Here is a 21078-nt window from a genome sequence, read left to right on the forward strand (position 1 = left end):
TCGGCCTTAGCGGCGAACGCTGCCGTCGGGCGACATCGGTTGGACGAGTTCGACCAGCAGCGGCGGGATTTCGAGCCGCGGCAAGACCACCTCGACGAGCACCATGTCGTCGCGGTGCCGAGCCGCCGCGGTCAGGGCATCATCGAGCTCGCCGTAGGTCCGCACCCGGAACGCCATATGGTCGGCGACGCCCAGCGCGTTGGGGATGTCCGTCCACTTCCAGTTCACGATGTCGTTGTAGGGGGCCGTTTCCCCGTGGATCGCCCGTTCGACGGTGTAGCCGTCGTTGTTGACCACCACGATGACCGGGGACAGCCCTTCCCGCGAAAAGTTGCCCAGCTCTTGGACGGTCAGTTGCGCGGCGCCGTCACCGATCAGCAACACTGTCCGGCGGTCCGGATGGGCCACCCCGGCCCCCAGCGCCGCTGGCAGCGTGTAACCGATTGAGCCCCAAAGGGGTTGGCCGATGAAGGTCACGCCCTGAGGCAGGCGGTGGTCGGCCATGCCGTAGAAGGAGGTGCCCTGGTCGGCGAGAACGACGTTGCCCGGGGTGAGCGCCGTGCACAGGCGGTCCCACAACATCCCCTGCGTCAGCGGCTGGTCGCGCGGCGGCGGCGGGGGCGGGGCGTCGGCGGGCGGCGACACCACGGGCGGTGACGTGACCGTGCGCCGGGCGAGGATGGCGGCCAGCGCATCCAGGGCGGCGCCCATCTCCAGCGGCGCGAAGACCTCACCGGCCACGCTGCTCTGGTACTGCCCGACGTCGATGGTGCGGGCGGGGTCGATCCGCTGGCTGAAGAAGCCGCTGACCATGTCGGTGAACACCACGCCGGCGGTCACCAGCACCGGCGCCTCCTCGATCGCGGTGCGCACCGCGGGGGCGCTGGCCGACCCGGCGTAGATCCCCAGGTAATTGGGTGAGCTCTCGTCGAGCAGGCTCTTACCCCACATCAGCGTCGCGTAGGGCACGACATCGGCCGCCAACAGCGCCTCGAGCTCCTTGACCACCTGCAGCCGGTGCACCAGCAGGTCGGCCAGGACGGTCAGCTGGTGGTCGGCGATGAGCTGGGCGGCGGCCTCGACGAACAGCGAGAGCGCCCGCGGGCTGGTGCCGCCGGTGTAGCGGGGCAGTGGGTCGCGCGGCTGTTCGGTGGGGAAGCGGGCCACGTCGGTGGACAGCAGGATGTATCCGGGCCGCTTCTGCTCGCGCACCTCGGACAGCACCCGGTCGATCTCACGGCGGGCGGTCGCGGGCATGAGGTTGGCTTGGGCGCAGGTGATCTCGCGGCTGACCCGGAAGAAGTGCTCGAAGTCTCCGTCGCCCAGCGAGTGGTGCAGCGCGCGCCGGGTGCCCTGCGCGTCCTTGGAGGGCCCGCCGACGATGTGCACGACGGGCACCTGCTCGGCGTAACTGCCCGCGATAGCGTTGGCCGCCGACAGCTCGCCCACCCCGAAAGTCGTTACCACGGCTGCCATTCCGCGCAGCCGGCCGTACCCGTCGGCGGCGTAGCCGGCGTTCAGCTCGTTGGCGTTGCCCACCCAGCGGATGGCGGGGTGCGCGACGATGTGGTCGAGGAATTCCAGGTTGTAGTCGCCGGGAACGCCGAAGATCTCGGTGACGCCGAGTTCGGCGAGGCGGTCCAAGAGGTAGTCACCGACGGTGTAGACGGGCCCGTTCGCTGCGTCAGTCACAAGCACGACGGTACCTCGGTCGAATCCGTTCCGGCGGCCACGCCGTTTGCGTATCGTGCGGGCCATGGCACTCAAAGAATCCCGCGACATCGTCATCGAAGCCAGCCCGGAGGAGATTCTCGACGTCATCGCCGATTTCGAGGCGATGCCCGAATGGTCCGAACCCCACCAGAGTGCGGAGGTCCTCTCGACCGGGGCCGACGGCCGGCCCGAACAAGTCAAGATGAAGGTGAAGGTCGCCGGGATCACCGACGAACAGGTGGTGGCCTACACCTGGGCGGCGGACTCGGTCAGCTGGAAGCTGGTGAGCTCTTCGCAGCAGAAGGCGCAGGACGGGAAGTACACCCTGGTACCTCAGGGAGACGCGACCCTGGTCAAGTTCGAACTGCTCGCGGACCCGAACGTGCCGTTGCCCGGCTTCGTCCTCAAACGCGCCGTGAAGGGGACCATCGATTCGGCGACCAAGGCGCTGCGCGAGCGGGTGCTCACGGTCAAGAAGGGCAACTAATCCCGGTGGGTGACGGCGGGCCCCTCGCCGGGGTGAGGGTGATCGAGCTCGGGGGGATCGGACCGGGGCCGCACGCGGGGATGATGCTCGCCGACCTCGGGGCCGACGTGGTGCGGGTGCGGCGCCCGGGCGGCTTGGTGATGCCGCCCGAGGACCGCGACCTGTTGCACCGCGGGAAGCGGATCGTCGACCTGGACGTCAAGACGCAGCCTCAGGCGCTGCTCGGGCTCGCGGCCAAGGCCGACGTGCTGCTGGACTGTTTCCGGCCCGGCACCTGCGAGCGGCTCGGCATCGGTCCCGACGAGTGCGCGACGGTCAACCCGCGGCTGATCTTCGCGCGGATCACCGGCTGGGGGCAGGACGGACCGCTGGCCCGGACGGCGGGCCACGACATCAACTACCTGTCGCAGACCGGCGCGCTCTCGGCGCTGGGCTATGCCGACCTGCCGCCGATGCCGCCGCTGAACCTGGTCGCCGACTTCGGCGGCGGGTCGATGCTGGTGCTGCTCGGCATCGTGGCGGCGCTCTACGAGCGGGAGCGCTCGGGCAGCGGGCAGGTGATCGACGCGGCGATGGTCGACGGCGTCAGCCTGCTCGCCCAGATGATGTGGACCATGAAGTCGACGGGAGCGCTGCGCGACCGGCGCGAGTCGTTCCTGCTCGACGGCGGCGCCCCGTTCTACCGCTGTTATGAGACCGCCGACGGCAAATACCTGGCCGTCGGCGCCATCGAGCCGCAATTCTTCGCGGCGTTGCTGGCCGGGCTCGGCCTCTCGCCCGAGGACGTACCCGCGCAGCTCGACGTCGGCTCCTACCCGCGGATGTACGACGTGTTCGCGCAACGGTTCGCCAGCCGGACCCGTGACGAGTGGACGGCCACCTTCGCCGGCACCGACGCGTGCGTCACCCCCGTGCTGACGTGGACCGAGGCCGCGGCCGACGAGCACCTCAGGGCGCGGTCCACGGTGGTCACCGCGCACGGGGTCGACCAGGCCGCACCCGGCCCACGCTTCTCCCGCACCCCGGCCGCGCCGGTCGGGCGGCCGCCGGCGGGCACCACGCCCCTGACCGAAATCGGTTGGTAGTCAGCCTTTTACGCTGAACCATTCCGGGGCGGGGCCGCGGTTGCTAGGTTGAGCTCAGTGGCCGTAAAAGCATCACGCGAATTTGTCGTCGACGCGCCGCCGGAAGTGGTCATGGAGGCGCTCACAGATGTCGGCGTGCTGTCAGCGTGGTCGCCCCTGCACAAGAACATCGAAGTGATCGACCGCCATCCCGACGGCCGGCCCCACCACGTCAAAACCACGATCAAGATTCTGGGGCTCGTCGACAAGGAGATCCTGGAATACCACTGGGGTCCCGATTGGGTCGTCTATGACGCCAAAGGGACCTCCCAGCAGCACGGTCAGCATGTCGAGTACAACCTCAAACCCGAGGGCCTCGACAAGACGCGGGTGCGTTTCGACGTCACGGTCGAACCGGGCCGGCCGATGCCCGCCTTCATCGTCCGGCGGGCCAGCGAGAGCGTGCTCGACTCGGCGGTCAAGGGATTGTGCGAATTGGTAAAGCACGTCAACGGTTCAACCGAGCCGGAATAGTCGGCGCATTTTTGCCTTCGGTACCGCCTGACCGGTTGCTAACTTATTAGCAGTGGCCGTTCAAGCGTCGTCCGAAATCGTCATCGACGCGCCTCCGGAAGTGATCATGGAGGCGCTGGCCGACATGGACGCCGTCCCTTCGTGGTCGCCGGTGCACAAGCGGGTCGAGGTCGTCGACAAGCACCCCGACGGGCGTCCGTACCACGTGAAGGTCACCATCTCGGTCACCGGCATCCACGACACGGAACTCCTCGAGTACCACTGGGGTCCGGACTGGATGGTGTGGGACGCCCAGAAGACCGCCCAGCAACGCGGCCAGCACGGGGAGTACACCCTGACCAGGGAGGGTTACGACAAGACCAGGGTGCGGTTCGCCATCACGGTCGAACCGTTTGCGCCGCTGCCGGAGTTCTGGGTCAACCGGGCCCGCAAGAAAATTTTGCACGCCGCGCTGGAGGGTCTGCGCCAGCGCGTGGTCGAGGGCTTCGGTTCGGGCGGGTAGCCGTCCGGTCAGCGCAGGACAGCCAGCCTCCTGATCGCCTCGTCAAGGGTGTCCTCGCGTTTGCAGAAGGTGAAGCGCACCAAGTGATTCCACACCTGGGCTTGCGCCGAGGCGTGCTCGGCCGCCGGATCGCAGAACGGCGACAGGGGGATGGCCGCGACGCCCGCCTTTTCCGGCAGGGCCGCGCAGAACGCGGTGCTGTCGTCGTAGCCGAGGGGCCGCGGGTCGGCGCACAGGAAGTAGGTGCCTGCGCTGTCGTGCACCTCGAAGCCGATGTCGGACAGCCCGGCGGCCAGCCGGTCGCGACGGGCCCGCAACGAGTCGCGCAGCTTGGCGACCCATGCGTCCTCGGTGTCGAGGGCGAGGGCCACCGCCGGCTGGAACGGCGCGCCACCGACGTAGCTCAGGTATTGCTTAGCCGCACGCACCCCGGCGATGAGGTCGGCCGGCCCACACGCCCATCCGATCTTCCAACCGGTGCAGTTGAACATCTTGGCCGCGCTGGAGATGGTGATCGTCCGCTCGGCCATGCCGTCGAAGCCGGCCAGGGGCAGATGTCGGTGTTCGTCGAACACCAGGTGCTCGTAGACCTCGTCGGTGATCACCAGCAGGTCGGCGGCGACCGCGACCTCCGCGATGGCGGTCAGCTCGGCCGGGCTGAGCACCGCACCGGTCGGGTTGTGCGGTGAGTTGACGATCAGCGCGCGGGTGCGTGGCGTCACCGCGCGGCGGAGGGCGTCGGCATCCAGGGCGAACCCGCGGCCATGGGGCACCAGGGGCACGGCCACCCGGCGCGCGCCGGCCATCGCCAACACCGGCGAGTAGGAGTCGTAGAACGGCTCGAGCAGGAGCACCTCGGAACCCGGTTCGACCAGGCCCAGCACCGCGGACGCGATGGCCTCGGTCGCCCCGACCGTCACCAGCACCTCGGTGTCGGGGTCGTACTCGATGCCGAACCGCCGCTGGCGCTGGGCGGCGATGGCGTGCCGCAGCGACGGCACCCCGATGCCGGGTGGGTATTGGTTGTGTCCCTCGGCGATGGCGTCCTGGGCGGCCTTCAACATGGCCGCGGGCCCGTCCTCGTCGGGGAAGCCCTGCCCGAGGTTGACCGCACCGACCCGCGCGGCCAGCGCCGACATCTCGGCGAACACCGTGGTCGCGTACGGACGCAGGCGCGACACCGTCATGCTGGTCGAGCTTAGGGGGCGCGGCCCCTCGAGCGTCACGCCAGTGTGGCGCTCGACGCCGACGCGGGCCCCGCAAACGGGGGTACCCCCAGCTCGGCGGGGGAGGCGCCCCGGCCCGGCCCACCTGGCCGCGGCGATCGGCCCAACCAACAGGTTGGACGGGCCCTTTGTTAGGGTGCGGTATCTGGACCTACCTTTAATACGGATCCGAAACCCACTCGCGAAGAGGAACTCGACATGTCCGAAGAAGCCTTCATTTACGAGGCCATCCGCACGCCGCGGGGCAAGCAAAAAAACGGCTCGCTGAACGAGGTCAAGCCGCTGAACCTGGTCGTCGGGCTGGTCGAGGAGCTGCGCAGGCGCAACCCCGACCTGGACGAGAACCTGATCAGCGACATGATCCTGGGGTGTGTCTCGCCCGTCGGTGACCAGGGCGGAGACATCGCCCGGACCGCGGTGCTGGCCGCGGGGCTGCCCGAGACCACGGGCGGCGTCCAGCTCAACCGGTTCTGCGCCTCCGGCCTGGAGGCCGTCAACACCGCCGCCCAGAAGGTGCGCTCCGGCTGGGACGACCTGGTCCTGGCCGGCGGTGTCGAATCGATGAGCCGCGTCCCGATGGGCTCCGACGGCGGCGCCTGGGCCCTGGACCCCGAGACCAATTACCAGATCGGCTTCGTGCCGCAGGGCATCGGCGCCGACCTGATCGCCACCATCGAGGGCTTCTCCCGCGAGGACGTCGACGCCTACGCGCTGCGGTCGCAGCAGAAGGCGGCCGAGGCGTGGTCGGGCGGCTACTTCGCCAAGTCGGTCGTGCCGGTGCGCGACCAGAACGGTCTGGTCATCCTCGACCACGACGAGCACATGCGGCCCGACACCACGATGGAGGGCCTGGCCAAGCTGAAGACCGCGTTCGACGGCATCGGCGAGATGGGCGGCTTCGACGACGTGGCGCTGCAGAAGTACCACTGGGTCGAAAAGATCAACCACGTGCACACCGGCGGTAACAGCTCGGGCATCGTCGACGGCGCCGCGCTGGTGCTGGTCGGTTCGGAGAAGGCGGGCACGTCGCAGGGCCTGACCCCGCGCGCCCGCATCGTCGCCACCGCGACCAGTGGTTCCGACCCGGTGATCATGCTGACCGGCCCGACCCCGGCCACCCGCAAGGTCCTCGACCGCGCGGGGCTGACGGTCGACGACATCGACCTGTTCGAACTGAACGAGGCGTTCGCTTCGGTGGTGCTGAAGTTCCAGAAGGACCTGGGCATTCCCGACGAGAAGCTGAACGTCAACGGTGGCGCCATCGCGATGGGCCACCCGCTGGGCGCCACCGGCGCCATGATCACCGGCACCATGGTCGACGAGCTCGAGCGCCGCAACGCGCGTCGCGCGCTGATCACGCTGTGCATCGGCGGCGGCATGGGTGTCGCCACCATCATCGAGAGGGTTTAAGGCCATGGCAGAGAACACCATTGCATGGGACAAGGATGCCGACGGCATCGTCACGCTGACGCTCGACGACCCCACCGGGTCGGCGAACGTGATGAACGAGCACTACAAGGAGTCGATGCACAAAGCGGTCGAACGCCTTGTCGCGGAGAAGGATTCGGTCACCGGCGTGGTGATCACCAGCGCGAAGAAGACGTTCTTCGCCGGCGGCGATCTGAAGAGCATGATCAACGCCGGCCCGGAGAACGCGGGCGACGTCTTCACCGAGGTCGAGGACATCAAGCGCGACCTGCGGACCCTGGAGACCCTGGGCAAGCCGGTGGTGGCCGCCATCAACGGCGCCGCTCTCGGCGGCGGCCTGGAGATCGCGCTGGCCTGCCATCACCGCATCGCCGCCGACGTCAAGGGCCTCGTCGTCGGTCTGCCCGAGGTGACACTGGGCCTGTTGCCCGGCGGCGGCGGGGTGGCGCGCACGGTGCGGATGTTCGGCATCCAGAACGCGTTCATGAACATCCTGTCGCAGGGCACCCGCTTCAAGCCGGACAAGGCCAAGGAGATGGGGCTGATCGACGAGCTCGTCGGCTCGGTCGACGACCTGGTCCCGGCCGCCAAGGCGTGGATCAAGGCCAACCCCGACGCGCACGAACAGCCCTGGGACAAAAAGGGTTACAAGATGCCCGGCGGCACGCCGTCCAGCCCCGGGCTGGCGGGCATCCTGCCGTCGTTCCCGGCGCTGCTGCGCAAGCAGCTCAAGGGTGCGCCGATGCCGGCGCCGCGGGCCATCCTGGACGCGGCGGTCGAGGGCGCGCAGGTGGACTTCGAAACGGCCACCCGCATCGAGAGCCGCTACTTCACTTCTCTGGTCACCGGCCAGGTCGCCAAGAACATGATCCAGGCGTTCTTCTTCGACCTGCAGCACATCAACGGTGGCGGCTCACGCCCCGACGGCATCGAGCCGGTCAAGATCAACAAGATCGGTGTGCTGGGTGCGGGCATGATGGGCGCCGGCATCGCCTACGTGTCCGCGAAGGCCGGCTTCGACGTGGTGCTCAAGGACGTCAGCATCGAGGCCGCCGAGAAGGGCAAGAATTACTCGGAAAAGCTTGAGGCCAAGGCGCTTCAGCGCGGCAAGACCACCGAGGAGAAGAGCAAGGCGCTGCTGGACCGCATCACGCCGTCGGCCGACCCAGCCGATTTCAAGGGCGTCGACTTCGTGATCGAGGCGGTGTTCGAGAACCAGGAGCTCAAGCACAAGGTATTCCAGGAGATCGAGGACATCGTCGAACCCAACGCGCTGCTCGGGTCCAACACCTCGACGCTGCCCATCACCGGCCTGGCGACCGGGGTGAAGCGGCAGGAGGACTTCATCGGGATCCACTTCTTCTCGCCGGTCGACAAGATGCCGCTGGTCGAAATCATCAAGGGCGAGAAGACTTCCGACGAGGCGCTGGCCCGCGTGTTCGACTACACGCTGGCCATCGGCAAGACCCCGATCGTGGTCAACGACAGCCGCGGCTTCTTCACCAGCCGCGTCATCGGCACCTTCGTCAACGAGGCGCTGGCGATGCTCGGTGAGGGCGTCGAACCCGCGAGCATCGAGCACGCGGGCTCGCAGGCCGGCTACCCGGCTCCGCCGCTGCAGCTGTCCGACGAGCTCAACCTCGAGCTGATGCACAAGATCGCGGCCGCGACCCGCAAGGGGGTCGAGGACGCCGGCGGCACCTACGAACCGCACCCGGCGGAGGCGGTCGTGGAGAAGATGATCGAGATCGGCCGCCCCTCGCGGCTGAAGGGTGCGGGCTTCTACGAGTACGTCGACGGCAAGCGCACCCGGTTGTGGCCGGGTCTGCGCGAGACGTTCAAGTCCGGCAGCGCCGATATTCCGTTGCAGGACATGATCGATCGCATGCTGTTCGCCGAGGCGCTGGAGACGCAGAAGTGCCTGGACGAGGGCGTGCTGACGTCGACCGCCGACGCCAACATCGGGTCGATCATGGGCATCGGCTTCCCGCCGTACACCGGCGGAAGCGCGCAGTTCATCGTCGGCTACCAGGGCGCGGGCGGTATCGGCAAGGAAGCCTTCGTGGCCCGGGCGCGCGACCTGGCCGCCAAGTACGGCGACAGGTTCCTGCCGCCGGACTCGCTGACGTAAGGCTGGCTCGGCTCCCTTCGGCGAGCAGACGCAGAATCGCATGGGAAAGGTTCCCGCAGCGCGATTTTGCGTCTGCTCGCGCGTTTAGGTGCGGCGCTGGAACAGGTAGTACCGCGCCGGCGTCTTCTCCGCGCGATCCAGCTCGCGCTCGTCGCCGGCCGACAGCATCGTCCAGGAGGCCGCGAAGCGTCGCTCCATCTCGGCGTGGTCGATGCCTCGCACCCCGATCCGGCCGCCGGGCACGAAGGCGACGATCAGCAGCCGCGCGCCTGGTGCGGCCACGGCGCTGATCTCCCGCACGTAGGCGTCGCGGTCGTCGTCGCTCATGTTGTGCAGGCAGCCGTTGTCGACGATCAACTCGAAGTTCGCACCGATGCCGGTTCGGCTCAACCGCGTGACGTCGGCCTGGACGAAGTCCACCGCCGCGCCCGCGGCGGCGGCCTTGGCGCGTGCCCGCTCGAGGGGCTTGGACACGAAGTCGACCGCGGTGACCGTCCAGCCGTGTTGGGCGAGATAAATGGAGCAGTCACCGGTTCCGCAGCCGACTTCGAGGGCCGCTCCCGCGGGAAGCGCGGGCGTGTCGGCGGCGCCCTCGACGAGCTTCCGCACGCTCTGCGCGAGCGGGTGACCGTCCCACGGGGTGAAGCCGATGCGGTAGACGATCCGGAACAGCGTCTGTTTGGAAGCCATGGCCTTACGGTATGCCTACTGGGCGTCGCACGCGGCGGCGATGCGGCGCCATTGCTCGCGCGGGAAGGCCTTGGGGTCGGCCAGGAGAACCTGGACGCACACGTGGTCGGCGCCGGCCGCACGATGCTCGGCGACCCTGCGCATGATCGCCCCTTCATCGCCCCACGCGATGATGGCGTCGAAGAGCCGATCGCTCACCTGCGACAGGTCCTCGTCGGAGAATCCGCTGCGCAACAGGTTGTTGGCGTAGTTGGGTAACGCCAGATACGCGCGGAGCCAGTCAGTTCCGATACTCCGCGCCTCGTCGGCGCTGTCGGTCAGGATCGCCGTCTGCTCCGGCAGCAGCAGGGGGCCGTCGCCCAAAGTCGCACGGGCGGAAGCGGTGTGGTCGGGGGTGACCAGGTACGGGTGGGCGCCGCGGGCCCGGGTCGCGGCCAGCGCCAGCATCTTTGGCCCGAGCGCGGCGAGCACCCGGCTCCCGGTGGGGACGGGCCGCGGGGCGGCGTCCAGGCTGTCCAAGAATGACGCCGTCGCCGCCAGCGGTTTGCGGTACCGCCCCGGTTGGCCGGCGTCGATCAGCGGTGCGTGGCTGACGCCGATGCCCAGCAGGAACCGCTCGCCGTGCCGGGCGGTCAGCGTCGCGTGGGAGTCGGCGACGTCGGCGGGCTCGTGCATCCACAGGTTGAGGATCCCGGTGGCGATCACCGTGCGCTTGGTCGCGGCGAGCAGGTTTGCGACCGCGTCGAACACCGGCCCCCCGACGTCCGGTATCCACAGCGCCGGGAAACCCAGTTCGTCCAATTCCGCTGCCGCGTCGGCGGATTCGGATGGATCTCCGTAGCGCAGCTGGCTGCTCCAGATGCCGACGCCGGTCAGTTCCATGGGCGGTCATTCCTTTCACTGGCTTGCAGACCGGTGGCGCCGTAGTCGGGCACCGGCAGCGAGTCGTGCATGCGCAGGCCCCTCGTGTTGGGTTTCGCCAGTGCCCGCGAGAGCGAACCGGGCAACGACGACACTAACCGGGCGCCACGAGTCAACGCCCACACCCCGAGCCGCGAGCCGGGGATGATGCCCCTGGCGGCGCCGCGCGCGAAGGCCCGGCTGCGGTGCACCGGTTCACGCATCTGCAGCTCGTAGGCGGCGAACGCGCGCAGGTGGTCGCCGTCGGCGCGGGCGAGCTCGCCGGCCAGCACGTACGCGCCGAGGACCGCGAGGCTGGTGCTGCCGCCCACGGCGGGGCCGGGGCAGTATCCCGCGTCACCGACGAGGGTCACCCGCCTGCGCGACCACCTGTCGAGCCGCAGTTGGCTGATCGAGTCGAAGTAGAACGCGGGCGTGCCGTCGACCTCGGCAAGCCAGCCATCCACCTGGTCGTGACTGCCCGCGAACGCTTCGCGCAGAAGGTCCTTCTGCCGCAACGTGTCCCGATGGTCATAGTCGAGCTCGCCCTTGGTGCGGAACAAAAAAACGGCGCGCGCGTCGTCCAGGTGCTCGGCGGTGTAGATGGCGGCGAGGCGGCCCACACCGACGTGGCAGGTCATCTCGCCGCGGCCGGCCAGTGCCTTGGGCGCCGACAGCACCGCCAGATAGCCGCCGAGGAACCGGGTGAGGTCGGCTTCCTCGCCGAAGGTGAGCCGTCGCACGTTGGAGTGCAGGCCGTCGGCACCGACGATGACGTCGAACCGGCGGTCGGGCGCGTGCTCGAAACTCACCTCGCCGTCATGCTCGATGGCCGTGATCGAGTCGCCGAAGAGGTACTCGACGTCGTCGCGGCCGGCGGCGTAGTAGATCTCGCTGAGGTCGTCGCGCATGATCTCCACGTGCCGGTCCGACGTGGCGGCATAGATCTTGGTCAGATCGATCTGGAAGGGTCGCGGCCTTCCGTCCCGATGCATGGTCATGCGGGTCGTCCCGGTGGCGAGCGCTTCGATCTGCGGCAGCACGCCCATGCGCGCCGAGATCTCCATCGCGGGACGGAACAAGTCGACGGCGTGGCCGCCCGTCTTGCGCAGGGCCGGCGCGCGTTCGACGACGGTGACGTCGAAGCCGTGACGGGTCAACCAGTACGCCAGCACGGGGCCGGCGATGCTCGCGCCGGAGACGAGGACCCGCATGGCGACCTCCCGGTTGCTTGACGATGGGTAAGCCTAGCCGGGGCAGGGCCGCAGGTTCGGGCTAGAGTCCGGTGCTATGCGCTTCGGTCTCTTCATCCCGCAAGGCTGGCGAATGGACCTCGTCGACATCGCACCGGAAAGGCACTGGGCGGTGATGCGCGACCTGGCCAGCTACGCCGACAACGGCGCGTGGGATTCGCTGTGGGTCTACGACCACTTCCACACCGTCCCGATGCCGACCGGCGAGGCCACCCACGAGGCGTGGTCGCTGATGGCCGCCTACGGGGCGGTCACGTCGCGCATCAAGCTCGGTCAGATGTGCACCGCGATGAGCTACCGCAATCCCGTGTACCTGGCGAAGGTCGCGGCGACCGCCGACGTCATCTCCGGCGGGCGCATCCAGATGGGCATCGGCGGTGGCTGGTACGAGCACGAATGGCGCGCTTACGGTTACGGTTTCCCTTCAGCCGGCGTGCGGCTGGGCCGGCTGGACGAGGGCGTGCAGATCATGCGCGACGCCTGGCGTGACGGCAAGGTCAGCTTCGACGGCAAGCACTACCAGGTCGAGGGCGCCATCGTTTCGCCCAAGCCCTTGCAGGACAACGGGATTCCGCTGTGGATCGCCGGCGGTGGGGAGAAGGTGACCTTGCGGATCGCCGCGCAATACGCGCAGTACACCAACTTCACGCCGGAACCCGAGGCGTTCTCCCACAAATCGCAGGTGCTGGCGCGGCACTGTCGGGAGGTGGGGACGGACTTCGACGCCATCGTGCGTTCGGCCAACCTCAACGCCGTCGTCGGCACCTCGGAGGGCGACGTCAAGGACCGGTTGCGGCGCGTGCGCGACCGTATCGTCCGCTACGTGCCCGAGTCGGCCGCCGACGCGATGCTCGCCGCCGGCAGCGGACCCGATTCGGCGACGGGAACGCCGGAACAGGTCATCGAGCGGATCACGAAGCTCCGCGACCTCGGCTGCGAGTACGCCATCTGCTATTTCCCGGAGGCCGCCTACGATCGCTCCGGCATCGAGCTGTTCGAGCGCGAGGTGATTCCCGCGTTCAGCTAGCCTGTCAGATGTCGGAGGTGGCGTACCTCTTCTTGACGGGCGGCTCGGCCAGCAACGGCGGCAGTTCGGTCAGCTTGCCCTCGCCGGCACGAAACGCGCGGTAGGCCTCGTCGTGCTCCACGGTGTCCCACAATTCGTAGATCAGCCAGTGGGCATGGTCGTCCTCGTCGACGAGCACGTCGGTGCGGAGGTTCCCGGCGAAGGCCCGGGTGTCCCGCAACGCCCGGCCCATGACGTCGCGTGCCTGCGGCACCGCGTCGGGCTTGAACGTCAGTTCGAGTATCACCGTGACTGGCATGGTCTTCTCCTCGGTTGCGGCGGCGCTCTCAAGATATCTGGCGGCCAGCCGGGCCCGCCGCCACGTATGAGAATGGGGTTTCCACTTTTCGGAAAGCTGTTATACGGTTCAGTGAGCCACGTTCTGTTGCGCCGCGGAAGGCTTTGGAGGATCCCCCGATGCAGAAGGCACTCGCCCCCGAGATCTCGACCTGGCCCGACGAGAGCCCCCAGCTGATCGGCAGCCGGTGCGGCAGTTGCGGAGCCACCACATTCCCGGTGCAGCAGTGGTGCCCGCGCTGCAGCCTCGGGGAAATGACCGACGTGTTGCTGCCGCGCCGCGGAACGCTGATCGCGTGGACCACCCAGGGCTTCCCGCCCGGCGCTCCGTACGCCGGCCCCGCCGGCAAGGACTTCGTCCCGTTCGGGGTGGGCCTGGTCCAACTCGACGACGTCATCCGAGTCGAGGGCCGGTTGACCGAAAACGACCCGGCCAAGCTGCAGTTCGGTCAGGAGGTCGAGCTCACGATGGTCCCGCTCACCGCCGACGACGAGGGCACCGAAATCATGACGTTCGCGTTCCGGCCGGTCTAGTGGCGATCGCGAGAAGGAGGAGACCGAGATGACCAACGACGTCGCCATCATCGGCGTGGGCCTGCACCCGTTCGGCCGGTTCGACAAGACCGCGATGCAGATGGGCGCCGAGGCCGTCCAGGCCGCATTGCAGGACGCCGGCGTGGCGTGGAAGGACATTCAGTTCGGTTTCGGCGGCAGCCACGAGGTGTCCAACCCAGACGCGGTCACCCGGTTGGTGGGGCTCACCGGGATCACGTTCACCAACGTGTTCAACGCCTGCGCCACTGCCGCGAGCGCCATTCAGCAGACCGCCGACACCATCCGGCTGGGCAAGTACGACATCGGCATCGCCATCGGGCTGGACAAGCACCCGCGTGGCGCGTTCACCGACGACCCGGCCAAGCTGGCGCTGCCGCAGTGGTATGCGCAGAACGGGCAGTTCGTCACCACCAAGTTCTTCGGCATGAAGGCCAACAAGTACCTCCACGATCACAACATCTCCCAGGCCACGCTGGCCAAGGTCGCGGCGAAGAACTTCCGCAACGGCGCACTCAACCCGAACGCCTTCCGGCGCAAGCCGATTCCCGAGGACGAAATCCTCAACTCGGCCGTGCTCAACTACCCGCTGACCCAGTACATGTTCTGCGCGCCCGACGAGGGCGCCGCCGCGGTGATCATGTGCCGCGCGGACATGGCGCACAAGTACACCGACAAGCCGGTGTATGTGCGCGCCTGCGAAATCCGCACCCGTCGCTACGGTGCCTACGAGGTGCATGCCACCTTCGCGCCGCTCGACGAGGACGTTTCCCCGACGGTGTACGCGTCCAGGGCGGCCTATGAGGCCGCCGGGATCGGTCCCGAGGACGTCGACGTCGCCCAACTCCAGGACACCGACGCCGGCAACGAGGTCATCCACATGGCCGAGACGGGCCTGTGCGCCGACGGGGAGCAGGAGAAGCTGGTGGCCGACGGCGCCACCGAGATCCACGGCTCGCTGCCGGTCAACACCGACGGCGGGTTGATCGCCAACGGCGAGCCCATCGGCGCGTCGGGTCTGCGGCAGATGCACGAACTGGTGCGTCAGCTGCGCGGCGAGGCGGGCGAGCGTCAGGTGCCCGGCAGCCCACGCGTCGGCCTGGCCCAGGTGTACGGCGCACCGGGTACCGCGTCCGCGACCATCCTGTCGCTCTAGTCAGGGGCGCGAACAGACACAAAGTCGTGCCAGCACAGCGCTTTCCGTGCGATTTTGCGACTGCTCGCGGTTAGATGGCGGGGCCCAGCAGGTCGTCCGCGTCGCGGATGATGTAGCCGTAGCCCTGCTCGGCGAGGAAGCGCTGCCGATGCGCCGCGTACTCGGCGTCCAGGCTGTCGCGCGCCACCACCGAGTAGAAGATCGCGCCGCCGCCGTCGGCCTTGGGTCGCAGCAGCCGCCCCAGCCGCTGCGCTTCCTCCTGGCGTGACCCGAAGGTCCCCGAAACCTGAACCGCCACCGAGGCTTCCGGCAAGTCGATGGAGAAGTTGGCGACCTTGGACACCACCAGCGTGGACACCTCGCCGCGGCGGAACGCGTCGAACAGCTCCTCGCGCTCCTTGGTCCGGGTCGACCCCTGGATCACCGGGGCGTCCAGTTCGGCACCCAGCTCGTCGAGCTGGTCGAGGTAGGCGCCGATCACCAGCGTCTGCTCGCCGGGGTGCCGGCTCAGCACCGACTTGACCACGGCGACCTTCGAATGCGCCGTCGAGCAGAGCTTGTAGCGCTCTTCGGGTTCCGCGGTCGCGTACATCATGCGCTCGTTGTCGGTCATGGTGACCCGCACTTCGACGCACTCGGCCGGCGCGATCCAGCCCTGGGCCTCGATGTCCTTCCATGGCGCGTCGTAGCGTTTGGGGCCGATCAGGGAGAACACGTCGCCTTCGCGGCCGTCCTCGCGGACCAACGTGGCGGTGAGCCCGAGGCGCCGCTTGGACTGCAGGTCGGCGGTCATCCGGAACACCGGCGCGGGCAACAGGTGGACCTCGTCGTAGATGATCAGCCCCCAGTCGCGGCTGTCGAAGAGCTCCAGGTGCCGGTACTCGCCCTTGGTCCGCCGGGTGACCATCTGATACGTCGAGATGGTGACGGGCCGGATCTCCTTGCGCTCACCGGAGTATTCACCGACCTCGTCCTCGGTGAGCGACGTGCGCGCGACCAGCTCACGTTTCCATTGCCGGGCCGCGACGACGTTGGTGACCAGGATCAACGTCGTCGCGCTGGCCTTGGCCATGGCCGCGGCGCCGACCAGGGTCTTGCCGGCCCCACAGGGAAGGACCACCACCCCGGATCCACCCGACCAGAACGAATCCGTGGCCATCTGCTGGTAGTCGCGCAGGTGCCAACCGTCCTGGGCCAGGCTGATCGGGTGCGCCTCGCCGTCGACGTAGCCCGCCAGATCCTCGGCGGGCCAACCGATCTTGAGCAGCATCTGCTTGACCCGACCGCGCTCGCTGGGGTGGACGACGACCGTGTCGTCGTCGATCCGTGCGCCCAGCATGGGGGCGATCTTCTTGTTGCGCAGCACCTCCTCGAGCACCGCGCGGTCCAGGCTCACCAGCGTCAGGCCGTGCGCCGGGTGTTTGACCAGCTGCAGCCGGCCGTAGCGGGCCATGGTGTCGACGATGTCGACCAGCAGCGGCTGGGGCACCGCGTAGCGGGAGTGGCTGACCAGCGCATCGACGACCTGCTCGGCGTCGTGGCCGGCGGCGCGGGCGTTCCACAGCGCCAACGGCGTGATGCGGTAGGTGTGCACGTGCTCGGGTGCGCGTTCCAGCTCCGCGAACGGCGCGATCGCGGCACGCGCCGCGCCGGCCTGCTCGTGGTCGACCTCGAGCAGCACCGTCTTATCGGACTGCACAATCAACGGGCCGTCAGTCAATGGCCCAACTCCTTCTGTTCGTGTCGCGCGCGGCTCATCGCCACCCATTATCGGACGTTGGCCGACACCACCGACGTGATGCGATGGATGGCGAAGTCGCGCAGCCGCCCGGACGCCGAGTCGAAGGCGGTCAGCTGCCCGCCCCGGACGGTGATGGGCGACACCACCCGCTGGGTGGCGACGCCCGCGGCATCCAAATAACCGATCACCAGCGTGTCTTGTTCCTTGGCCGCCCGCTGCAGCAACGACATGGTGACCGCGGGATCGACCCGAATGTTGCCGAACGGGGCGGCGGTCACCTTCCGCAGCACCGCCACCACCGCGTTCAGGCTCTCGCTGTTGGGCCGCGGCATCGGGCGGTAGGGTCGCCGCTGCTGCGGCGTGGGCACCCGGGCGCCCCGGGGACGGACGTCGACGATGGCGCCCGTAGAGTCCTCGGCCGCCGGCGCGAAGCCCGCCGCGCGCAGCGCGACCAGCACTTCGCCGATCGGCGCCGGCGACACCGCGACCGTCGGGGCCAGGGCGCGCAGTTGCACCCCTTCGGCCGCGGGTGCGGCCACGGCCTGGGCCAGCAGCGCCGGGTCCTCGCACCGTACGAACGACGCCGCCATGCCGATCCGCAGCTGGCCGTGCCGGCGCGCGACATCGTCGATGAGGTAGGTAAGGCCCTGCGGGACGGGTGTTTTGGAGTGCTTGGCAAATAGGGCATGCATCCAGTCGCGGGTCTTCCCGACGTCGAGCGCGTGCCGGATCGTCTGCTCGCTGACGCGATACACCATCGCGGTGCCGGCCGATTCGACTGTGGCCACCGCGGCCAGTTGCTCGGCGAGGTCGCGTTGCAGTGGGCCCGGCACCACCACGGTCAGGTCGGCCTGGACCAGGAAGTGATCGATCGGTTTGGGCAGGGCCCGCGCCATGGCGTCGATCGCGGCCTGCGTGTCGTCGCCGTCGTCGAGCAGGGCGCGGCCGGGGCCGCTGAGCGCCCCCCGGCCCACCAGGCCCAGCGCGTGGCTCTCGGCCAGCAGATCGGCGACCGGTCCGGGCTGCAGCCGTTTGGCCCAGCGGGGCCGGCGCCAGATGAGCGCCGCCGACGCCTCGACGGCGTCGACCCCCGCGCCGGGCGGCAACTGGGCCAGCATGCCAAGCAGCAGCCGGCGATCCAGCGGCGCGGCGGTTGAATACAGCGCATCGGTCAGGGCGCCATAGGGTTTGGCGTCCGGGCCGCGGGTCCCGATCAGGGCCGGCCGGCTGGGCAGGTCGAGCCAGCTGCTGGCCAGCAGCCGCCAGCGTTCGGCGGTCGACAGCACCGCGTACCGGTCGGTGGCCACCGTCGGGGCCCAGTACGGTCCGTCACCGGTGGCCGGTTCCGGGTCCGGCATGCCGCTGGCGATCAGGCCCGCCGCGGCCGCCACCTCGAGGATCAGTCCCAGCCGGGACTCGTCGATGCCGGTCGTTTTGCTCAACCGCTTGACGTCACGAATCCCCAGTCCGCCGCTGCGCAGCTCGGAAACCGGTGCGGCGGCGAGCGTTTCGATCAGGACGTCGAGCTCCCGCAGCAGGTCGATGGTGGCCCCGGCCGCCGCGGCGTCGACGTCGTCGGTGGTGGTGGTCGAGACCACCGGGTCCGGTGCCGTCAGTTGCCTGGGCCCCGGCTGTTCGCCCCGCAACACCTGCCCGACGTGGCGGGGGAGGATCACGGTTTCGGCGTCAACGCGTCGCAGCAGGCCCATCGCCAGCAGCTGGGGCACCGGGCGGTCCGCCGGGGCGCCGGGGGCGGCGTCTCGGGTGCGGCCCATCGGCGAGCCCTCGAGGAGCTTGTCCAGCACGTCGAGCTGCGCCTGGTTGAGGTCGTCGATGAGGCCGGCGATCTCCTCGCCGGTGCGGGAGGCGTCCTCGAGCGTCACTTGGCCCGGGTACCACGGCAACGCCGTGCCGGCGTCGGGTGCGACCCGGAGCGCGGCGTCGCCCCACGCCAGCGCGCGCTCGCGAAGATCGTCCAACGCGCCGAACACGTCGGCCTCGGGAGCGCGCGCACCGATCAAAGCCAGCAATTTCGCCGTCGGCACCGGCATGGAATCGGCCTGCAGCACCAGCAGCGCGTCGAGCACCGCCAACCGCAGGAAGTCGAGCTCGTCGGTGGCGGCTTTGACCGACTGGCGGGCCTGCGCCCGCGCCGCGAGCGCGGCGATGCTGCCGGGCGGCGGCTGGGCGAGGTCCGGCCGCAGCTCCAGCAGTCGGATCAGCCGCTCGTCGGGCAAGTCGGCCAGCCACGACCCCAGCGGGATGTCCGGGGTGTTGTCGGTCATTGCTGACCAGCGTAAAACAGTCGGCGGGTGCCGAGCGCGCAACGATTGCCACCAGCTCGTCGGCCGAACTGACGGTCTTGCACTACGCGCGCAGGAGCGACCTGTCAGAATGGACGGCGTGGCTGACACTGCTGAGGGCAAGGCCCGCAAAACCAGGTATGTCGACAACGGGTGGCCGACCACGGACCACGACGACCACGCGGTGAGCGAACTCGCGACCGACCGGACGGGCGCGTTGTCGCCCTTCGGCGAGCTGGTGTTCCCGCTGCCCTCCACTGAGCTGCCCTACCTGCACCCGGTCACCGTCGTTAACCGGTAGGCGCCAGCATGGCCAGGGCCTCTGAGGCCGCCAAGCCCCCGGCGCAGTGGGCGTCGGGAGAACCTCCCCCGGCCGCTCTGTCGCACCTGGACGACCGTGGGGCGGCGCACATGGTCGACGTCACCGCCAAGGGGGCCACCAAGCGGACCGCCGTCGCCGCGGGCGCCTTACGTACGTCACCGCGCGTCGTGGAGCTCATCTCGGCCGGCGGCCTGCCCAAGGGCGACGCGCTGGCCACCGCCCGGGTGGCGGGGATTCTGGCCGCCAAGCGCACCAGCGATCTCATCCCGCTCTGCCACCAGTTGGCACTCTCCGGGGTCGACGTGGAGTTCACCGTGGGGGAGGCCGCCATCGAGATCACCGCGACGGTGCGCAGCACCGACCGCACGGGCGTGGAGATGGAGGCGCTGACCGCGGTCAGTGTGGCCGGTCTGACGCTGTACGACATGATCAAAGCGGTTGACCCCGCCGCGCGCCTCGATGACATTCGGGTGCTGCGCAAGGAAGGCGGCAAGACCGGAACGTGGGTGCGGTGATGGGCGCCCGAACCGCCCGCGTCATCATCGCCTCGACCCGGGCCTCGGCCGGAGTGTACGAGGACCGGTGCGGGCCCATCATCGCCGAATGGCTTGGCGAGCGCGGGTTTTCGTTCGATGAGCCGGCGGTGGTCGCCGACGGTGAGCCGGTAGGCGAGGCCCTGCGCAAGGCGGTCGGCGACGGAGTCGACGTCGTCATCACCTCGGGCGGCACCGGCATCTCGCCCAGCGACAGCACGCCCGACCAGACGGTGGCGGTGCTGGACTACATGATCCCGGGGCTGGCCGACGCCATCCGCCGGTCGGGGCTGCCGAAGGTGCCGACGTCGGTGTTGTCACGCGGGGTGTGCGGGGTGGCGGGGCGGACCTTGATCGTCAATCTGCCGGGTTCTCCCGGCGGGGTGCGCGACGGCCTGGGGGTGCTCGCCGACGTGCTCGATCACGCGCTCGACCAGCTCGCCGGTGGAGACCATCAGCGATGACGCTCGTCATCCGCGCGGCCATGACCGATCACCCGATCTTCCTGGCCGAGCACGAGGAACTCGTCGGCCATCAGTCGGCCGGGGCGATCGTCGGCTTCGTCGGCATGATTCGCGACCACGACGGCGGACGGCGGGTGGTGCGCCTCGAATACACCGCGCATCCGACGGCTGAGCAGGTCTTGGCCGAGGTCGTCGCCGATATCGCGGAGGAGTCGAGCGGGGTGCGCGCCGTCGCGGCGAGCCACCGGGTCGGGGTGCTGCACATCGGGGAGGCGGCGCTGGTGGCGGCGGTCGCCGCCGACCATCGTCAAGCCGCGTTCACCACCTGCGCGCTGCTGGTCGACACCATCAAGGCGCGGCTACCGGTGTGGAAGCACCAGTTCTTCGACGACGGAACCGAAGAATGGGTGGGCTCGGCCTGACGCCGTAGCGATTGGAATGCCGGCACGCCCCGAAGCGGAAACGTTCGAGGCGTGCCGGGCAGTCTGACGGGCGGAACTCAGGTGGCCGGGGCCGGCTGGGCGATCGCGTCCAGCGCGTCGTTGCCCTGAATGTCCTGAGCCCGGATGGCGTCCCAGAGCTGTTTGGTGTACCCGACCGTGGAAACCTCCTGCGGCATGTTGGCCGGCACGAAGCCGTGGAAGTCGTCGCCGGCCACGGGCGCGTCCGCGGGGGGTGCGGGCGGCAGGTCGGCGACGACTTCCACGGCTTCGTGC

At 69.1% G+C, this 21078-nt stretch carries 20 protein-coding genes and 2 pseudogenes; 13 read left to right on the forward strand and 9 right to left on the reverse strand.

The genetic code is table 11. The features are described 5' to 3' along the window. Positions 1 to 6 precede the first annotated feature (6 nt). Positions 7 to 1692 carry an alpha-keto acid decarboxylase family protein gene (locus BST44_RS04980; protein ID WP_083175428.1) on the reverse strand — a complete coding sequence of 562 codons (1686 nt, stop codon included), beginning with the start codon at positions 1690 to 1692 and terminating at the stop codon, positions 7 to 9. Positions 1693 to 1756: 64 nt separating this feature from the next. Between BST44_RS04980 and BST44_RS04985 the strand changes: the two genes are divergently transcribed. The 4 genes from BST44_RS04985 to BST44_RS05000 are packed head-to-tail and all read left to right on the forward strand — an operon-like array spanning position 1757 to position 4300. After that, complete coding sequence (locus tag BST44_RS04985; RefSeq protein WP_083175430.1) at positions 1757 to 2200, forward strand: SRPBCC family protein; 444 nt, start codon at positions 1757 to 1759, stop codon at positions 2198 to 2200. Between the two features lie 5 nt (positions 2201 to 2205). Further along, on the forward strand, positions 2206 to 3285 hold the full coding sequence (locus BST44_RS04990; RefSeq protein ID WP_083175364.1) for a CaiB/BaiF CoA transferase family protein: 1080 nt from the start codon (positions 2206 to 2208) through the stop codon (positions 3283 to 3285). Positions 3286 to 3342: 57 nt separating this feature from the next. After that, positions 3343 to 3798, forward strand: a complete 456-nt coding sequence (locus BST44_RS04995) for an SRPBCC family protein (protein ID WP_083175365.1) — start codon at positions 3343 to 3345, stop codon at positions 3796 to 3798. 52 nt (positions 3799 to 3850) lie between these two features. Then, the gene (locus tag BST44_RS05000; RefSeq protein ID WP_083175367.1) at positions 3851 to 4300 is read left to right on the forward strand and encodes an SRPBCC family protein; all 450 of its coding nucleotides are present in this window, start codon (positions 3851 to 3853) and stop codon (positions 4298 to 4300) included. Here the strand turns inward: BST44_RS05000 and BST44_RS05005 are convergent. Then, positions 4215 to 5487 (reverse strand): annotated as a pseudogene (locus tag BST44_RS05005) (pyridoxal phosphate-dependent aminotransferase). The gene BST44_RS05000 and the pseudogene BST44_RS05005 overlap by 86 nt on opposite strands. A gap of 237 nt (positions 5488 to 5724) precedes the next feature. On the opposite strand from BST44_RS05005, the gene BST44_RS05010 reads away from it, so the two are divergent. Beyond that, on the forward strand, positions 5725 to 6936 hold the full coding sequence (locus tag BST44_RS05010; protein WP_083175370.1) for an acetyl-CoA C-acetyltransferase: 1212 nt from the start codon (positions 5725 to 5727) through the stop codon (positions 6934 to 6936). Positions 6937 to 6940: 4 nt separating this feature from the next. Then, a complete protein-coding gene (locus tag BST44_RS05015) occupies positions 6941 to 9085 on the forward strand; it encodes a 3-hydroxyacyl-CoA dehydrogenase NAD-binding domain-containing protein (protein WP_083175372.1) in 2145 nt (714 codons plus the stop codon). A gap of 84 nt (positions 9086 to 9169) precedes the next feature. Here BST44_RS05015 and BST44_RS05020 read toward each other — a convergent pair whose 3' ends face one another. Genes BST44_RS05020 through BST44_RS05030 form a run of 3 tightly spaced genes read right to left on the reverse strand, consistent with a single transcriptional unit; the run spans position 9170 to position 11889 of the window. Beyond that, complete coding sequence (locus BST44_RS05020) at positions 9170 to 9775, reverse strand: class I SAM-dependent methyltransferase (protein WP_083175373.1); 606 nt, start codon at positions 9773 to 9775, stop codon at positions 9170 to 9172. A gap of 15 nt (positions 9776 to 9790) precedes the next feature. After that, the gene (locus BST44_RS05025; RefSeq protein WP_083175375.1) at positions 9791 to 10657 is read right to left on the reverse strand and encodes an LLM class F420-dependent oxidoreductase; all 867 of its coding nucleotides are present in this window, start codon (positions 10655 to 10657) and stop codon (positions 9791 to 9793) included. Then, complete coding sequence (locus BST44_RS05030) at positions 10648 to 11889, reverse strand: FAD-dependent monooxygenase (RefSeq protein ID WP_083175376.1); 1242 nt, start codon at positions 11887 to 11889, stop codon at positions 10648 to 10650. Before BST44_RS05030 ends, BST44_RS05025 begins: the two co-directional genes overlap by 10 nt. Before the next feature lie 76 nt (positions 11890 to 11965). On the opposite strand from BST44_RS05030, the gene BST44_RS05035 reads away from it, so the two are divergent. Next, positions 11966 to 12955 (forward strand): LLM class F420-dependent oxidoreductase, encoded by a 990-nt coding sequence (locus BST44_RS05035; protein WP_083175378.1) that lies wholly within the window; start codon positions 11966 to 11968, stop codon positions 12953 to 12955. A gap of 4 nt (positions 12956 to 12959) precedes the next feature. Here the strand turns inward: BST44_RS05035 and BST44_RS05040 are convergent, their stop codons facing one another. Then, the gene (locus BST44_RS05040) at positions 12960 to 13253 is read right to left on the reverse strand and encodes a putative quinol monooxygenase (protein WP_083175379.1); all 294 of its coding nucleotides are present in this window, start codon (positions 13251 to 13253) and stop codon (positions 12960 to 12962) included. 158 nt (positions 13254 to 13411) lie between these two features. Here BST44_RS05040 and BST44_RS05045 point away from each other — a divergent pair, with 158 nt between their 5' ends. Both BST44_RS05045 and BST44_RS05050 read left to right on the forward strand, forming a co-directional pair. Further along, entirely contained in the window at positions 13412 to 13825 is a 414-nt protein-coding gene (locus tag BST44_RS05045; protein ID WP_083175381.1) for a Zn-ribbon domain-containing OB-fold protein, read from the forward strand. 28 nt (positions 13826 to 13853) lie between these two features. After that, a complete protein-coding gene (locus tag BST44_RS05050; RefSeq protein ID WP_083175383.1) occupies positions 13854 to 14999 on the forward strand; it encodes a thiolase family protein in 1146 nt (381 codons plus the stop codon). Between the two features lie 70 nt (positions 15000 to 15069). Here BST44_RS05050 and BST44_RS05055 read toward each other — a convergent pair whose 3' ends face one another. Further along, the gene (locus BST44_RS05055) at positions 15070 to 16719 is read right to left on the reverse strand and encodes a DNA repair helicase XPB (RefSeq protein WP_083175384.1); all 1650 of its coding nucleotides are present in this window, start codon (positions 16717 to 16719) and stop codon (positions 15070 to 15072) included. 47 nt (positions 16720 to 16766) lie between these two features. Beyond that, positions 16767 to 19025: a helicase-associated domain-containing protein gene (locus BST44_RS05060; RefSeq protein ID WP_083175386.1), complete on the reverse strand. Its 2259-nt coding sequence runs from the start codon at positions 19023 to 19025 to the stop codon at positions 16767 to 16769. 118 nt (positions 19026 to 19143) lie between these two features. On the opposite strand from BST44_RS05060, the gene BST44_RS05065 reads away from it, so the two are divergent. The 4 genes from BST44_RS05065 to BST44_RS05080 are packed head-to-tail and all read left to right on the forward strand — an operon-like array spanning position 19144 to position 20784. After that, on the forward strand, positions 19144 to 19344 hold the full coding sequence (locus tag BST44_RS05065; RefSeq protein WP_208619725.1) for a hypothetical protein: 201 nt from the start codon (positions 19144 to 19146) through the stop codon (positions 19342 to 19344). An 8-nt stretch (positions 19345 to 19352) separates the two neighbouring features. Beyond that, complete coding sequence (moaC, locus tag BST44_RS05070) at positions 19353 to 19880, forward strand: cyclic pyranopterin monophosphate synthase MoaC (protein WP_083175389.1); 528 nt, start codon at positions 19353 to 19355, stop codon at positions 19878 to 19880. Further along, the gene (locus tag BST44_RS05075) at positions 19880 to 20362 is read left to right on the forward strand and encodes a MogA/MoaB family molybdenum cofactor biosynthesis protein (protein ID WP_083175431.1); all 483 of its coding nucleotides are present in this window, start codon (positions 19880 to 19882) and stop codon (positions 20360 to 20362) included. The genes moaC and BST44_RS05075 overlap by 1 nt, the downstream gene beginning before the upstream one ends. After that, the gene (locus BST44_RS05080; protein ID WP_083175390.1) at positions 20359 to 20784 is read left to right on the forward strand and encodes a molybdenum cofactor biosynthesis protein MoaE; all 426 of its coding nucleotides are present in this window, start codon (positions 20359 to 20361) and stop codon (positions 20782 to 20784) included. Before BST44_RS05075 ends, BST44_RS05080 begins: the two co-directional genes overlap by 4 nt. A 77-nt stretch (positions 20785 to 20861) precedes the next feature. Here the strand turns inward: BST44_RS05080 and BST44_RS05085 are convergent. Beyond that, positions 20862 to 21078 (reverse strand): annotated as a pseudogene (locus BST44_RS05085) (hypothetical protein); the annotation flags it as partial.

Source organism: Mycobacterium scrofulaceum (assembly GCF_002086735.1).
In the GTDB taxonomy this organism is placed as follows: domain Bacteria; phylum Actinomycetota; class Actinomycetes; order Mycobacteriales; family Mycobacteriaceae; genus Mycobacterium; species Mycobacterium scrofulaceum.

Bases quoted from the DNA above. Each gene is read 5' to 3' on its own strand.
- BST44_RS04985 (WP_083175430.1), top strand. From the start codon at position 1,757: ATGGCACTCAAAGAATCCCGCGACATCGTCATCGAAGCCAGCCCGGAG.
- BST44_RS05010 (WP_083175370.1), top strand. From the start codon at position 5,725: ATGTCCGAAGAAGCCTTCATTTACGAGGCCATCCGCACGCCGCGGGGC.
- BST44_RS05015 (WP_083175372.1), top strand. From the start codon at position 6,941: ATGGCAGAGAACACCATTGCATGGGACAAGGATGCCGACGGCATCGTC.
- BST44_RS05020 (WP_083175373.1), bottom strand. From the start codon at position 9,775: ATGGCTTCCAAACAGACGCTGTTCCGGATCGTCTACCGCATCGGCTTC.
- BST44_RS05025 (WP_083175375.1), bottom strand. From the start codon at position 10,657: ATGGAACTGACCGGCGTCGGCATCTGGAGCAGCCAGCTGCGCTACGGA.
- BST44_RS05030 (WP_083175376.1), bottom strand. From the start codon at position 11,889: ATGCGGGTCCTCGTCTCCGGCGCGAGCATCGCCGGCCCCGTGCTGGCG.
- BST44_RS05035 (WP_083175378.1), top strand. From the start codon at position 11,966: ATGCGCTTCGGTCTCTTCATCCCGCAAGGCTGGCGAATGGACCTCGTC.
- BST44_RS05040 (WP_083175379.1), bottom strand. From the start codon at position 13,253: ATGCCAGTCACGGTGATACTCGAACTGACGTTCAAGCCCGACGCGGTG.
- BST44_RS05045 (WP_083175381.1), top strand. From the start codon at position 13,412: ATGCAGAAGGCACTCGCCCCCGAGATCTCGACCTGGCCCGACGAGAGC.
- BST44_RS05050 (WP_083175383.1), top strand. From the start codon at position 13,854: ATGACCAACGACGTCGCCATCATCGGCGTGGGCCTGCACCCGTTCGGC.
- BST44_RS05060 (WP_083175386.1), bottom strand. From the start codon at position 19,025: ATGACCGACAACACCCCGGACATCCCGCTGGGGTCGTGGCTGGCCGAC.
- moaC (WP_083175389.1), top strand. From the start codon at position 19,353: ATGGCCAGGGCCTCTGAGGCCGCCAAGCCCCCGGCGCAGTGGGCGTCG.
- BST44_RS05075 (WP_083175431.1), top strand. From the start codon at position 19,880: ATGGGCGCCCGAACCGCCCGCGTCATCATCGCCTCGACCCGGGCCTCG.
- BST44_RS05080 (WP_083175390.1), top strand. From the start codon at position 20,359: ATGACGCTCGTCATCCGCGCGGCCATGACCGATCACCCGATCTTCCTG.